The sequence below is a fragment of the Duganella sp. CF402 genome (genome assembly GCF_900109645.1).
Classification (GTDB): domain Bacteria; phylum Pseudomonadota; class Gammaproteobacteria; order Burkholderiales; family Burkholderiaceae_D; genus Rugamonas.
This window is the reverse complement of record NZ_FOBG01000001.1, coordinates 2,674,378-2,686,813: the sequence shown is the minus strand read 5'-3', so window position 1 is coordinate 2,686,813 and position 12,436 is coordinate 2,674,378. Positions and strand designations below refer to the sequence as shown.

General features: G+C 65.3%; 14 protein-coding genes. 13 read left to right on the top strand and 1 reads right to left on the bottom strand.

The features are described from left to right. Nucleotides 1-169 precede the first annotated feature (169 nt). From BMZ70_RS12030 to BMZ70_RS12015, 4 genes are read left to right on the top strand one after another with little or no spacing between them, the layout of a single operon-like run. Nucleotides 170-613 carry a VOC family protein gene (locus BMZ70_RS12030; protein ID WP_092274155.1) on the top strand — a complete coding sequence of 148 codons (444 nt, stop codon included), beginning with the start codon at nucleotides 170-172 and terminating at the stop codon, nucleotides 611-613. Between the two features lie 10 nt (nucleotides 614-623). Beyond that, nucleotides 624-1,037 (top strand): YciI family protein, encoded by a 414-nt coding sequence (locus tag BMZ70_RS12025; RefSeq protein WP_092274152.1) that lies wholly within the window; start codon nucleotides 624-626, stop codon nucleotides 1,035-1,037. A 36-nt stretch (nucleotides 1,038-1,073) separates the two neighbouring features. Then, entirely contained in the window at nucleotides 1,074-1,886 is an 813-nt protein-coding gene (locus BMZ70_RS12020) for a YciI family protein (protein WP_092274149.1), read from the top strand. 31 nt (nucleotides 1,887-1,917) lie between these two features. Further along, nucleotides 1,918-3,141 (top strand): RNA polymerase sigma factor, encoded by a 1,224-nt coding sequence (locus tag BMZ70_RS12015; RefSeq protein WP_092277789.1) that lies wholly within the window; start codon nucleotides 1,918-1,920, stop codon nucleotides 3,139-3,141. Between the two features lie 4 nt (nucleotides 3,142-3,145). Here the strand turns inward: BMZ70_RS12015 and BMZ70_RS12010 are convergent, their stop codons facing one another. Next, a complete protein-coding gene (locus tag BMZ70_RS12010; RefSeq protein WP_092274146.1) occupies nucleotides 3,146-3,652 on the bottom strand; it encodes a GAF domain-containing protein in 507 nt (168 codons plus the stop codon). Nucleotides 3,653-3,768: 116 nt separating this feature from the next. On the opposite strand from BMZ70_RS12010, the gene BMZ70_RS12005 reads away from it, so the two are divergent. From BMZ70_RS12005 to BMZ70_RS11965, 9 genes are all read left to right on the top strand, one after another. Continuing rightward, nucleotides 3,769-3,951, top strand: coding sequence for a hypothetical protein (locus BMZ70_RS12005; protein ID WP_092274143.1), 183 nt, complete (start codon nucleotides 3,769-3,771; stop codon nucleotides 3,949-3,951). A gap of 73 nt (nucleotides 3,952-4,024) precedes the next feature. Beyond that, nucleotides 4,025-5,059 carry a ligase-associated DNA damage response exonuclease gene (locus tag BMZ70_RS12000; protein ID WP_092274140.1) on the top strand — a complete coding sequence of 345 codons (1,035 nt, stop codon included), beginning with the start codon at nucleotides 4,025-4,027 and terminating at the stop codon, nucleotides 5,057-5,059. Beyond that, the gene (locus tag BMZ70_RS11995; protein WP_092274137.1) at nucleotides 5,052-6,671 is read left to right on the top strand and encodes an ATP-dependent DNA ligase; all 1,620 of its coding nucleotides are present in this window, start codon (nucleotides 5,052-5,054) and stop codon (nucleotides 6,669-6,671) included. The genes BMZ70_RS12000 and BMZ70_RS11995 overlap by 8 nt, the downstream gene beginning before the upstream one ends. Next, nucleotides 6,668-9,100 (top strand): ligase-associated DNA damage response DEXH box helicase, encoded by a 2,433-nt coding sequence (locus BMZ70_RS11990; protein ID WP_092274135.1) that lies wholly within the window; start codon nucleotides 6,668-6,670, stop codon nucleotides 9,098-9,100. The genes BMZ70_RS11995 and BMZ70_RS11990 overlap by 4 nt, the downstream gene beginning before the upstream one ends. Next, nucleotides 9,097-9,741 carry a ligase-associated DNA damage response endonuclease PdeM gene (pdeM, locus tag BMZ70_RS11985; protein ID WP_092274132.1) on the top strand — a complete coding sequence of 215 codons (645 nt, stop codon included), beginning with the start codon at nucleotides 9,097-9,099 and terminating at the stop codon, nucleotides 9,739-9,741. Before BMZ70_RS11990 ends, pdeM begins: the two co-directional genes overlap by 4 nt. A 121-nt stretch (nucleotides 9,742-9,862) precedes the next feature. Further along, on the top strand, nucleotides 9,863-10,243 hold the full coding sequence (locus BMZ70_RS11980) for a KGG domain-containing protein (protein ID WP_092274129.1): 381 nt from the start codon (nucleotides 9,863-9,865) through the stop codon (nucleotides 10,241-10,243). Between the two features lie 161 nt (nucleotides 10,244-10,404). Beyond that, a complete protein-coding gene (locus BMZ70_RS11975) occupies nucleotides 10,405-11,052 on the top strand; it encodes a PepSY-associated TM helix domain-containing protein (protein WP_092277787.1) in 648 nt (215 codons plus the stop codon). An 18-nt stretch (nucleotides 11,053-11,070) separates the two neighbouring features. Next, on the top strand, nucleotides 11,071-11,580 hold the full coding sequence (locus BMZ70_RS11970; protein WP_092274126.1) for a DUF2271 domain-containing protein: 510 nt from the start codon (nucleotides 11,071-11,073) through the stop codon (nucleotides 11,578-11,580). 16 nt (nucleotides 11,581-11,596) lie between these two features. Continuing rightward, complete coding sequence (locus BMZ70_RS11965; RefSeq protein WP_092274123.1) at nucleotides 11,597-12,436, top strand: DUF4198 domain-containing protein; 840 nt, start codon at nucleotides 11,597-11,599, stop codon at nucleotides 12,434-12,436.

The window sequence follows — 12,436 nt, the reverse complement described above, 5'->3', positions numbered from 1 at the left end:
AGAGAATTGCTACATTAGTGAATAATTCTAACGGTTTAATGATTCTGGCGTGTATCGATGTGTATCGGCATCCAAAAATAGTTGAAAAACCGTGTCGATTTCACGGGAGCTGCTTCGTCGTAGGTATAGAGTTACCCGTTCAACCAGCAAGATCACCAAGGAGACCATCATGGACAACAAACAGCAAATCGTCATCCCCCATCTGGTATGCGAAGGCGCGGCTGACGCCCTCGCGTTCTACAAAAAAGCCTTCAACGCCGTTGAAACCATGCGCATCCCGGCCGGCAACGGCCGCCTGATGCATGCCGCCATCACCATCGGCGAATCCACCCTCATGCTGGCGGACGACTTCCCCGAGCACGGCGGCCTCGGGCCGAAGGCGCTCAAGGGCAGCCCGGTTACCCTGCACATCACCTCGCCGGACGTGGATGCGGCGTTCAAGCAGGCGGTGGACGCCGGCGCCAGCGTGCGCATGCCGCCGGCCGACATGTTCTGGGGCGACCGCTATTGCCAGGTGACCGATCCGTTCGGCCATCACTGGTCGATCGCCACCCACATCAAGGACATGACGCCGGAAGAGATGCACGCGGCCATGCAGCAGCAATGCCAGTAAGGAGAGCACCGTGCGATTCATGATTATCGTTAAAGCCACCGCCGATTCGGAAGCCGGCAAGATGCCCAGCACCGAGCTGCTCACCGCGATGGGCAAGTTCAACGAGGAACTGGTCAACGCCGGCGTGCTGCTGGCGGGCGAGGGCTTGCATCCGAGCTCGAAGGGCGCGCGCATCCGCTACGACGGCGCCAGCCGCACCGTGATCGACGGTCCGTTCGCCGAGACCAAGGAACTGATTGCCGGTTTCTGGCTGATTCAGGTGAAATCGAAGGAGGAGGCCATCGAGTGGATGAAGCGCTGCCCGAATCCGTTCGACGGGCCGTCGGAAATCGAAATCCGCCAGGTGTATGAAATGAGCGACTTCGGCGAGGCAGCCACACCGGAAGTGGTGGCGCAGGAAGAGGCTTTGCGGGCGCGCTTGTGATACCTTTATGGCTGGTTTAGCTTGGAGCACGATGTAATGGAATTCATGGTACTGCGCCGCGCCAATCAGAGCACGGAACGAGGAATCCAGCCGCCGGCGCTGGAGCCGGGCACCTTCCTGCGCCCCAGCGCGCAGGCGGTGCGGCTGTTGCGCCGCGAGGGCGAATGGAGCGAGGTGCGTGGCCCGTTCCCGCCGCGCGAGCTGATCGCCGGCTTTGTGCTGCTCGAAGCCGAGTCGCGCGAAGACATTATTGAGCAGGTGCGCTGGTGGCCCTTGTTCGACAGCGGCGCAGTCTATGAAATCCGTGATGCCGGGTGTCCCGGCAACTGCGTCGGCTTCGATGAGCGCGGCACGGCGGCCGGCACCATCCCGCAGCGCAAGGAAGAACTGACGCGCTATGTGGTGTTCCTGCGGTCGGATGCCGATAGCGAATCCGATGCGGTGCCGCCGGAGGAAGTTATCGAGGTCATGAATCAAACCAATGAAAGCGGCGTGCAGCAAGGTGTGCTGCTTGCCGGCGAAGGCTTGAAGGGCACGGCCAGCGCGGCGCGCGTGCATTATGCGAATTCCAAAACTTCGGTGGTGGATGGCCCGTTCACCGAGGTGAAGGAACTGATCGCCGGCTACTGGATGCTGCAGGCGGCGTCGATGGAAGAGGCGATCGCCTGGGCCAAGTCCTATCCGTATCCGCAACCGGGCGACATCACGCTGGAAGTGCGCGAGGCGTGCGAGCGGGTCTCGCACGTGGAGTTCACGCCGGAGATGGTGGCCGCCGAAGCACGCATGCGCGCCGAACTGCTGGAAGCGGGCTTGCGCAACGCCTTCAGCAAAGCGGCCCGTGGCGGCTGACGCCCACAAGATCGTCGAGGCGGTGTGGCGGATGGAGTCCGCCAGGATCATCGCCGTGCTGGCCCGCATGCTGCGCGATGTAGGCCAAGCCGAAGAACTGGCGCAGGACGCGCTGGTGCAGGCGCTGGAACGCTGGCCGGAAACCGGCGTGCCGGAGCAGCCGGCTGCGTGGCTCACCACCGTCGCCAAAAATCGCGCGCTCGATGTGCTGCGGCATCGCCAGATGCATGCGGAAAAAGAAGCGGCGATCAGCTACGAGTTGGACCATCAGTTGCACGACGCCGCGCCGGATCTGGAAGCCGTTGTGGCCGATGCGTTGGAAAACGATATTGGCGACGATCTGCTGCGGCTGGTGTTCGTGGCCTGCCACCCGGTGCTGCCGACCGACGGCCGCGTGGCGCTGACCCTGCGCATGCTGGGCGGCCTCAGTACCGAGGAAATCGCCCGCGCCTTCCTGGTGCCGGAGAAGACGGTGGCGCAGCGCATCGTGCGCGCCAAGCGCACGCTGGCCGAAGCCAAGGTGCCGTTCGAGGCGCCGCGCGCGCACGAGCTGGGCGAACGCCTGGCCTCGGTGCTGCAAGTGATCTACCTGATTTACAACGAAGGTTATTCCGCCAGCGCCGGTGCGGACTGGATGAGGCCGGCTTTGTGCGAGGAAGCGCTGCGCCTTGGGCGCATCCTGGCCGGATTGCAGCCGCAGGAGCCGGAGGTGCACGGGCTGGTGGCGCTGATGGAAATCCAGTCGTCGCGCGCCCGCGCCCGCGTGGGGCCGAAGGGTGAACCGATACTGCTGCTGGAACAGGACCGCACGCGCTGGGACCAGTTGCTGATCCGGCGCGGCTTGGCGGCATTGGAACGCGCCGAGCGGACCGCGCGCGGCTTTGGGCCGTATGCGCTGCAGGCCGCCATCGCTGCCTGCCATGCCCGTGCGCGCCGCGCCGAGGACACCGACTGGCAGCGCATCGCCGCGCTGTATGACGCGTTGGCGCAGCTGTCGCCATCGCCTATCGTAGAGTTGAATCGCGCGGTTGCGCTGGCGATGGCCTATGGCCCGCAAGCGGGATTGGAGGTGGTGGATAGCCTGCTCGATGCGCCGGCCCTGCAGAACTACCATTTGCTGCCCAGCGTGCGTGGCGACTTGCTCGCCAAACTGGGACGCAATCAGGAGGCGCGCGTCGAATTCGAGCGCGCCGCGTCGCTGACGCAGAATGAACGCGAACGCCAGCTGCTGCTGGCGCGTGCGTCATCGCATTAGGCCATTAGGCCAGCGTCGCTTCCAGCACTTTCACCAGCGATTCGATGCCGTCGGCGTCGGTTTGGTCGAAGCGGTTCGGCAGCGGGCTGTCCAGATCGAACACGCCGACGATGGCGCCGTCCGGGCCGCGAACCGGCACCACCAGTTCCGAACGCGAATTGACGTCGCAGGCGATGTGGCCAGGGAAGGCGTGCACGTCCGGCACGACGATGGATTTGCCTTCCACCACGGTGGTGCCGCACACGCCACGGCCTTTCTTGATACGGATGCAGGCCGGCTTGCCCTGGAACGGTCCCAGTACCAGCTCGTCGCCCTTGAGGAAGTAGAAACCGGCCCAGTTCAGACCCGGCATGCTGTTGAACACCAGCGAGCTGAAGTTCGCGGTGTTGGCGATCAGGTCGGTTTCGCCGTGGACCAGGCCTTGCAGCTGGGGGCGCAGGTCGTTGTACATGGCATTTTTGGCATCGGCGCTGTCGGTGCCGTAGGAGGTTTCGCTGAGGGTGAAAGTCATGATCGGAGTACGGTTTAAAAAAATAGGGCTATATCCTACCCCATTTGTAAGCAGTATCTGATAGCGCGTCCGCTTTTGGCGCGCTACGCTGGTTTGAAAACGCAAGGGGTGCGACTATGGCAACCAGAAAAAAGCAAGCAAACGAGACGCGTCAGAAGAAAATCAAGGTGACCGTCCCGCTGCCGCCCGGCGGCATCGACATTGAAGCCCTGCTCATGATCGGCGAAGAGCGGGTGATCATCGATCACGATGAAAATGACAATGTTAATTTTATGGCAGAGGTCATCGACGCCATGTAGCTCGGTGCGTTGCCTGACAGACCGACAACTTCCTTGTGCGGCATAATCGGCTATCTTTGTTCGAAAGCCGTTTATGTCCGCAGATATGGTGATCGTGCGCCGGGAAGGCTTGTACTGCGTGCCTGGCCAATTTTACATCGACCCGTGGCGTCCGGTGGAGCGCGCCGTCATCACGCACGCGCATGGCGATCACGCGCGGGGCGGGCACCAGCACTACCTCGCGGCGGCGGCCGGTATGAATGTGCTGAAGTCGCGCCTGGGTCCGGTCAATATCACCGGGCTGGCGTATGGCGAGCAGGTGGTGCACAACGGCGTGACGGTGTCGCTGCATCCAGCCGGCCATGTGCTGGGCTCGGCGCAGGTGCGCATGGAGTATCGCGGCGAGGTGTGGGTCGCCTCGGGCGACTACAAGGTCGAGGCGGACAGCACCTGCGCGCCGTTCGAGCCGGTGCGCTGCGATACCTTCATTACCGAATCCACCTTCGGGCTGCCGATTTACCGCTGGCAGCCGCAACAGGACATCTACGACGAGATCAATGCCTGGTGGGCCGCCAACGCGGCGCAGGAGCGCACCAGCGTGCTGCTTGGCTATAGCTTCGGCAAGGCGCAGCGGATCCTGAGTGGACTGGATCCCGGCATTGGGCCGATTGTGTGCCACGGCGCGGTGCAGGGCCTGAACCAGGTGTACCGCGACAGTGGCGTGTGGCTGCCGCCGACCGTGATGGTGGGCGATGTCGCCAAGGGCGAGCTGAGTCGGTCGCTGGTGCTGGCGCCGCCGTCGGCGGCCGGTTCGCCGTGGATCAAGCGCTTTGGCGATTTCAGCGATGGTTTTGCCAGCGGCTGGATGCAGTTGCGCGGCGCGCGCCGGCGGCGCGGCGTCGATCGCGGCTTTGTGCTGTCCGACCACGCCGACTGGCCCGGGCTGCTGCAAGCGATTGCCGCCACCGGCGCCCAGCGCGTGATCGTCACGCACGGTTCGATTGCGGTGCTGGTGCGCTGGCTCCAGCAGCAGGGCCTGCAGGCCAGCGGCTTCGATACCGAATACGGCGACGACGAGGCAGAGGATACGCCGGCCATCGGCGGCGACCGGGAGGACGGCCATGCGTGACTTCGCCCGCCTGTACGCCGAGCTCGACGAGACCACCTCCACCAGCCGCAAGCTGGCCGCGCTGCAAACCTATTTCACCACCGCCGCGCCGCAGGACGCCGCCTGGGCCGTCTATTTCCTCGCCGGCGGCAAGCCGCGCCAGGCGGTGCCGACCAAGCTGCTGCGCCAGTACGCGATGGAGTATGCCGGCCTGGACGAATGGCTGTTCGACGAGTGCTACCACGCCGTCGGCGACCTGGCCGAAACCATCGCCCACATCCTGGCGCCGCCCAAGCATCCCAGTGAAATCGGCCTGGCCGACTGGATCGAGCTCGGTATCGCGCCCCTGCGCGGCGCCGCGCCGGAGGCCGTCCGTGCCGCGCTGTTCACTTACTGGGACCAGCTCGACACCCGCGAACGCTTCCTCCTCACCAAGCTGATCGGCGGCGGCTTCCGGGTCGGCGTCTCGCGCCTTCTGGTCACGCGCGCGCTCAGCGCCAGTGCCGGCCTCGATGGCAAGCTGATCGCGCAGCGCCTGATGGGCTGGACCGACGGCAGCATCAGTCCCACTGCCGCCGGCTTCCAGCAACTGATCGCCGCCCACACGCCGCAAGAGCAGGCGCAGCGCGGCGGCCAGCCGTATCCGTTCTTCCTGGCGCACCAGCTGGAACGCGATCCCGCCGCGCTGGGCGACCTCGCGCAGTGGCACGCCGAGTGGAAATACGATGGCATGCGCGCCCAGCTGGTGCGGCGCGAAGGCAAGAACTGGCTGTGGTCGCGCGGCGAGGAATTGATCACCGAGCGCTTCCCGGAACTGGCCGCGCTGCGCCTGCCCGACGGCGTGGTGCTCGATGGTGAAATCCTGATCTGGCACGGCGGCCCGGCGCCGGCGCCGTTTGCCGACCTGCAGAAACGCATGGGCCGCAAGCAGGTGTCGGCCCGCCTGTTGGGCGAATTGCCGGCCGTGATGGTGGCTTACGACTTGCTCGAACTGGACGGCCGCGACTTGCGCGACCTGCCGCAGGCGGAGCGCCGCATGCTGCTTGAGCAGTTGATCGGCAGCCTGCAAGGCGCGCCGCAGCTGCGCCTGTCGCCGTTGATCGAAGCGGACAGCTGGGAGCAGCTGGCGCAGATCCGCAAGCAGTCGCGCGAGCGCGGCGTGGAAGGCATGATGCTGAAAGCGGTCGATGCCCGCTACGGTGTCGGCCGCACCAAGAGTGTGGGCACGTGGTGGAAGTGGAAAATCGATCCCTACAGCGTGGACGCCGTCCTGATCTACGCGCAAGCCGGCCACGGACGCCGCGCCTCGCTGTACACCGACTACACCTTTGCCGTGTGGGACGAGGAACGCAAGCTGGTGCCGTTCGCCAAGGCCTACTCCGGCCTGACCGACGCCGAGATCGCGCAAGTCGACCAGGCCATCCGCAAGACCACCATCGAGAAATTCGGCCCGGTGCGCAGCGTCACGCCGAGCATGGTGTTCGAGATCGGGTTTGAAGGCATTGCCAGCTCGCCGCGCCACAAGTCCGGCGTGGCGGTGCGCTTCCCGCGCATCCTGCGCCGGCGCGAGGATAAATCGATCGAGGAAGCCGACACCCTGGCTTCGCTGAAGCACCTGCTGGCCGCGCCATGAACGCGGAAGACTGGTTTGCCGGGCGCGGCTGGACTGTCTTTCCGTTCCAGCGCGCCGTGTGGGACGCGGCCGCCGCCGGCCGCTCGGGTTTGCTGCATGCCACCACGGGCGCCGGCAAGACTTACGCCGTCTGGTTCGCCGCCATGCAGCGTGCCGCCGCTGTGCTTGCCGCCGGCGGCCGCGCCCCGGCCGGCCTGCGCGTGCTGTGGATCACGCCGATGCGCGCACTGGCCGCCGACACCCTGCGCGCCTTGCAGGAAGCCGCGCCCGACTGGCAGGTCGAAGCGCGCACCGGCGACACCAGCTCGGCCCAGCGCGCGCGCCAGAACAAGCGCCTGCCGGATGCGCTGATCACCACGCCGGAAAGCCTGACCCTGCTGCTCAGTCATCCCGACGCGGCCGAACGCTTCAAGCATCTGGTGATGATCATCATCGATGAATGGCACGAGCTGATGGGCAACAAGCGCGGCGTGCAGACCCAGCTGGCGCTGGCGCGCTTGCGGCGCTGGAATCCGGCGCTGCTGGTGTGGGGCTTGTCGGCCACGCTGGGTAACCTGGAACAGGCACGCGATGTGCTGGCGCCGGACGGCGTGATCGTCGAAGGGCACGTCGCCAAGCAGATCATGGTCGATACGCTGATTCCCGAAAATCCTTCGCGCTTCCCGTGGGGCGGCCACCTGGGCGTGCAGATGCTGCTGCCGGTGATCGCGGAAATTGAACGGCATGCCACCACGCTGGTGTTCACCAACACGCGTTCGCAGGCGGAGCTGTGGTATCAGCATGTGCTCGATGCGCGCCCGGACTGGGCCGGGCTGATCGCGCTGCATCACGGCTCGCTGGACAAGGAAGTGCGCGAGTGGGTGGAGCAGGGCCTCAAGCAGGGATTGCTGAAAGCGGTGGTGTGCACCTCCAGCCTTGATCTGGGCGTGGACTTCCTGCCGGTGGAGCGCGTGCTGCAGATTGGCAGCGCCAAGGGCATTGCGCGCCTGCTGCAGCGCGCCGGCCGCAGCGGCCACGCACCGGGGCGCGTCTCGCGCCTGACGCTGGTGCCGACGCAGAGCCTGGAACTGCTGGAAGCGGCCGGCGCCATCCAGGCCGTCGCCGCGCGCGACATCGAAGCGCGGCCGGTGCCGGACAAGCCATTGGACGTGCTGGTGCAGCATCTGGTGACGATAGCGCTGGGCGGCGGCTTCTGCCCGGAGGACCTGCTGGCCGAGGTGCGCAGCGCCTGGTCCTATCGGCATCTGAGCGACGGGGAATGGCAATGGGCGCTGGACTTTGTCGCGCGCGGCGGGCAGACGCTGGTGGCTTACCCGGAATACCGGCGCGTGCTGCCGGACGAGGACGGCGTCTACCGCGTGCCGGATGCGGCGCTGGGGCGGCGCCACCGCATGGGCATCGGCACCATCGTGTCCGATTCCTCGCTGCAGGTGAAGTATGTGAGCGGCGGGCGGCTGGGCAGCGTGGAGGAAGCGTTCATCGCGCGGCTGCGCAAGGGCGATCATTTCCTGTTTGCCGGCCGCATCCTGGAGTTCGTGCGGCTGCACGAGATGACGGCCTACGTGCGCCGCGCCACCGGCGCGCGCGGCGCCGTGCCGCGCTGGCAGGGCGGGCGCATGCCGATGTCGTCGGAACTGGCGCATGCGGCGCTGGCGCAGTTGCAGCTGGCCGGCGGCGGCCACTACGAGGGACCGGAAATGCAGGCGCTCAAGCCGCTGCTGGAAATACAGCAGCGCTGGTCGTCGCTGCCGACCAACGCCGTCACCGTCATCGAAACCATGCACAGCCGTGAAGGACGCCACCTGTTCATGTTCCCGTTCGCCGGCCGCTCGGTGCACGTGGGTCTGGGGGCGCTGCTGGCCTACCGGGTAGGCCGCATGATGCCGGTGACGTTTTCCATCGCCATCAATGACTATGGCCTGGAGCTGTTGTGTGCACAGGAACTGGACTGGGCCAGGCTGCTCGATGTCGGGCATGGCGCCGAAGCCGGCTTGTTCAGCACCGACCACTTGCTGGAAGATGTGCTGGCCAGCCTGAACGCTAGCGAGATGTCGCAGCGCCGCTTCCGCGAAATTGCCCGCATTGCCGGGCTGGTGTTCCAGGGCTATCCGGGGCAGGGCAAGAGCGCGCGCCAGTTGCAGGCCTCGTCGTCGCTGTTCTTTGCCGTGTTCAGCAAGCACGACGCCGGCAACCTGCTGCTGACACAGGCCCAGCGCGAGGTGCTGGAACAGGAACTGGAACTCGGCCGCCTGCGCGCCACGCTGCTGGCATTGCAGGCGCGCCAGGTGCGCTTCCATGACATCAAGCGCGCCACGCCATTTGGTTTTGCGCTGATGGTGGAGCGCTTCCGCGAAAAACTCAGCACGGAAAAATTGTCGGACCGCGTGGCCCGGCTGGTGCGCGAACTGGAAAAGGCGGCCGGACCATGAAGCTGCACCTCGCCGGCGAAGAACTGTTGCTGCTGCCGCAGAAAGCCGCATACTGGCCGCGTGCGCAGATGCTGATCGTGGCCGATATCCACTTCGGCAAGGCGGCCTCGTTCCGCGCGCTGGGCGTGCCGGTGCCGGCCGGCACTACCCGTGCCAATCTGCTGGCGCTGGACGAGCTGCTGGCGCTGCACCCGGTGCGGCACATTCTTTTCCTCGGCGACTTCCTGCACGCCAAGGCAGCGCACGCGCCAGCCACGCTGGCGGCGCTGCTGGCCTGGCGCCAGCGCCATCCGCAACTGCTGCTGACGTTGGTGCGCGGCAATCACGACGCCCATGCCGGCGATCCGCCGCCGCAGCTGGAGATCGACATGGTCGATGAGCCCTATCTGGTGGGACCGTTCGCGTTTTGCCATCACCCTGATGTGCTGTCGGCGGCGTATGTCATGGCCGGCCACGTGCATCCCGTGTACCGGCTGCGCGCGGGCTGGGAATCGCTGCTGCTGCCGAGCTTCCTGGCATCGCCGCAGCGGATGGTGCTGCCATCGTTTGGCGCCTTCACTGGCGGCCATCCGGTGCTGCCACAGCCGGGTGAGCGGGTGTTCGTGAGCAGCGGCGAGGCGGTATGGGAGGTACCCCTATAAAGTCTGCGGGATCTTCCTACATCAGTTACTCGGCGCGTCCTACATGGTGTGCATGGTCACTGAACTAGGATGACTGCTCCTGTGATGCATGCAGGAGCCATCACTACTACAGGAGGTCATCATGGCAACCAGTGACAAAGGCAACAAGCAAGGCGGCGACACCAGCAAACGCGGTTTCGCTTCGATGGACCCGCAACAGCAGCGCGAAATCGCTGCCGAAGGCGGCCGGGCAGCACATGAAAAAGGCACTGCGCATGAATTCACCTCGGAAGAGGCGCGCCGCGCCGGCAGCATGAGCCATAAGAACGATCCGGGCCGCAGCAGCCAGAGCGCCTCGTCAGGCAGTAGCTCTGGCAGCAGCTCCGGCGGCGGCAAGGGCGGCACCAAGGGCGGCAACAAGGGCGGCGCGAACGAGGCCCAGGACGAAGACGAAAACGACGATGACAGCGGCGGCCGCAGCTCAGGCAGCCGCAGTTCGGGCAGCCGCAGCTCCAAGCCATAACCGTGCTTGGGCACCGTTACTAACCGCAGGCTGTGTGCCTGCGGTTTTTTTTCGCCCTGGCCGCCTGTGCTTTACATAACAGAAACATAAAGGTGGGTTAGGTGGGTTGACCCATCAAATGATAATCATTATCATTTATGTTTTTCATCGAAGGAAATCCTGTGAGCGTACAAAGCGCCAGTTCCGCCCGCAATGCCAGCCGCGCCGTCTGGCTGAAGCAGCTGCACCAGTGGCATTGGATCAGCTCGGCCATGTGCCTGCTGGGGATGTTCCTGTTCGCCATCACCGGGATTACGCTCAACCACGCCTCGCAGATCGAGGCCAAGCCGCAGATCGTGCGCAAACAGGCGCAACTGCCGGCAGCGCTGGCCACCGAACTGCGCGCTTACGCCGAGCAGCACGACGGCGCCAAGGAGCCGCTGCCGGCCAGGGCCGAGCAATGGCTGGCCGACACCTTCAAGATCCAGCCCGGCGGCCGCGCGGCCGAGTGGTCGGTGGACGAGGTCTACCTGCCGCTGCCCAAGGCCGGCGGCGACGCCTGGGTGCGCATCGGGCTGGAGGACGGCGCCACCGAGTTCGAAAATACCGACCGTGGCTGGATCTCCTGGCTGAACGATGTCCACAAGGGCCGCAACACCGGCGCGGCGTGGAACTGGTTCATCGACATCTTCGCGGTCGCTTGCCTGGTGTTTTGCATCACCGGCTTGCTGATCCTGAAATTCCACGCGGCCAACCGGCCGTTCACCTGGCCGATGGTGGGCCTGGGTGTGCTGATTCCCGTAGTAATTGCACTGCTGTTTATCCATTAATCTCACGACAGGACCCCCATGAAATTACGCTACTCCATCGCGCTGAGCCTGCCACTTGCCAGTGCTTCGGCTATGGCTGCCGATCTGGCCCTTAAACTCGACGTGCCGCAACTGAACGTGGCGGAATACCATCGTCCTTACATCGCCGCATGGGTGGAAAACGCCGACCAGAAAGTGGTCGCCAACATCGCCGTGCTGTACGACACCAAGAAAAAGGACAACGCCGGCACCAAGTGGCTGAAGGACATGCGTCAATGGTGGCGCAAGACCGGCCGCGAGCTGACCATGCCGATGGACGGCGTGTCGGGCGCGACCAAGGCGCCGGGCGAACTGACCCTGAATGTTCCGAAAGGCGCGCTGGACAAGCTGCCGGCCGGCCAGTACACCGTGCTGGTGGAAGCCTCGCGCGAAGCGGGCGGCCGCGAAGTGGTCAAAGTGCCGCTGGCATGGCCGCCGAAGACTGCCGCCAGCGTCACCGGCCAAGGCAAGGAAGAGCTGGGCGCGGTCGTTGTGCAAGTCAAACCATAAGCTGAGGGACGGGGACATGAAAGTACAAAAAACGCTGATCGCGCTGGCGCTGGCCGGTATCTCGCTGGTGTCGCTGAACGCGCACGCCCACAAGCCGTGGCTGCTGCCATCGTCGAGCCAGGTGGAAGCCGGCCGCGACGGCACCGCCTGGGTGACGGTGGATGCGGCCATCTCCGAAGGCCTGTTCGATATCGACCACCAGCCGCTGAAGCTGGACGGCCTCGAGATCACCGGCCCGGACGGCGCCAAGCTGACGCCGGAAAATGTCGGCAACGGCAAATTGCGCAACACCTTCGACCTGAAGCTGGTGAAGACCGGCACCTACAAGATCGTGCTGGCCTCGCAAAGCGTGTTCGGCAGCTACAAGGACAAGGAAGGCAACGTCAAGCGCTTCCGTGGCACCGAGGAATCGCTGGCCAAGGATGTGCCGGCCGATGCCACCGAGGTGAAACTGTCGCGCACCGACAGCCGCCTGGAGACTTTCGTCTCGAATGGCGATGCGAGCAAGGAAGTGTTCAAGTCGACCGGCAAAGGCCTGGAGCTGGTGCCGCTCACCCATCCGACCGAACTGCGCGCGGGTGAGAAGGCCACCTTCCGCTTCCTGCTGGACGGCAAGCCAGCCGCGAATCAAGGCGTGAGCCTGATTCCGGGCGGCGTGAAGTTCCGTGGCACGCTGGGCGAAATCCGCAAGACCACCGACGCCAACGGCGAGCTGACCTTTGTGCTGCCGGCTGCCGGCGCCTACATGGTCAGCAGCAGCTGGCCGGCAGCGGCGCCGCAGGCGCCGGGCCAGCCGCCGCAAATGCCGCCACGCCGCGCGACCTACGCGGCGGTGGTGGAAATCCTGCCGGAATAA

Bases quoted from the DNA above. Each gene is read 5' to 3' on its own strand.
- BMZ70_RS12030 (WP_092274155.1), top strand. From the start codon at position 170: ATGGACAACAAACAGCAAATCGTCATCCCCCATCTGGTATGCGAAGGC.
- BMZ70_RS12020 (WP_092274149.1), top strand. From the start codon at position 1,074: ATGGAATTCATGGTACTGCGCCGCGCCAATCAGAGCACGGAACGAGGA.
- BMZ70_RS12015 (WP_092277789.1), top strand. From the start codon at position 1,918: ATGGAGTCCGCCAGGATCATCGCCGTGCTGGCCCGCATGCTGCGCGAT.
- BMZ70_RS12010 (WP_092274146.1), bottom strand. From the start codon at position 3,652: ATGACTTTCACCCTCAGCGAAACCTCCTACGGCACCGACAGCGCCGAT.
- BMZ70_RS12005 (WP_092274143.1), top strand. From the start codon at position 3,769: ATGGCAACCAGAAAAAAGCAAGCAAACGAGACGCGTCAGAAGAAAATC.
- BMZ70_RS12000 (WP_092274140.1), top strand. From the start codon at position 4,025: ATGTCCGCAGATATGGTGATCGTGCGCCGGGAAGGCTTGTACTGCGTG.
- BMZ70_RS11995 (WP_092274137.1), top strand. From the start codon at position 5,052: ATGCGTGACTTCGCCCGCCTGTACGCCGAGCTCGACGAGACCACCTCC.
- BMZ70_RS11990 (WP_092274135.1), top strand. From the start codon at position 6,668: ATGAACGCGGAAGACTGGTTTGCCGGGCGCGGCTGGACTGTCTTTCCG.
- pdeM (WP_092274132.1), top strand. From the start codon at position 9,097: ATGAAGCTGCACCTCGCCGGCGAAGAACTGTTGCTGCTGCCGCAGAAA.
- BMZ70_RS11980 (WP_092274129.1), top strand. From the start codon at position 9,863: ATGGCAACCAGTGACAAAGGCAACAAGCAAGGCGGCGACACCAGCAAA.
- BMZ70_RS11970 (WP_092274126.1), top strand. From the start codon at position 11,071: ATGAAATTACGCTACTCCATCGCGCTGAGCCTGCCACTTGCCAGTGCT.
- BMZ70_RS11965 (WP_092274123.1), top strand. From the start codon at position 11,597: ATGAAAGTACAAAAAACGCTGATCGCGCTGGCGCTGGCCGGTATCTCG.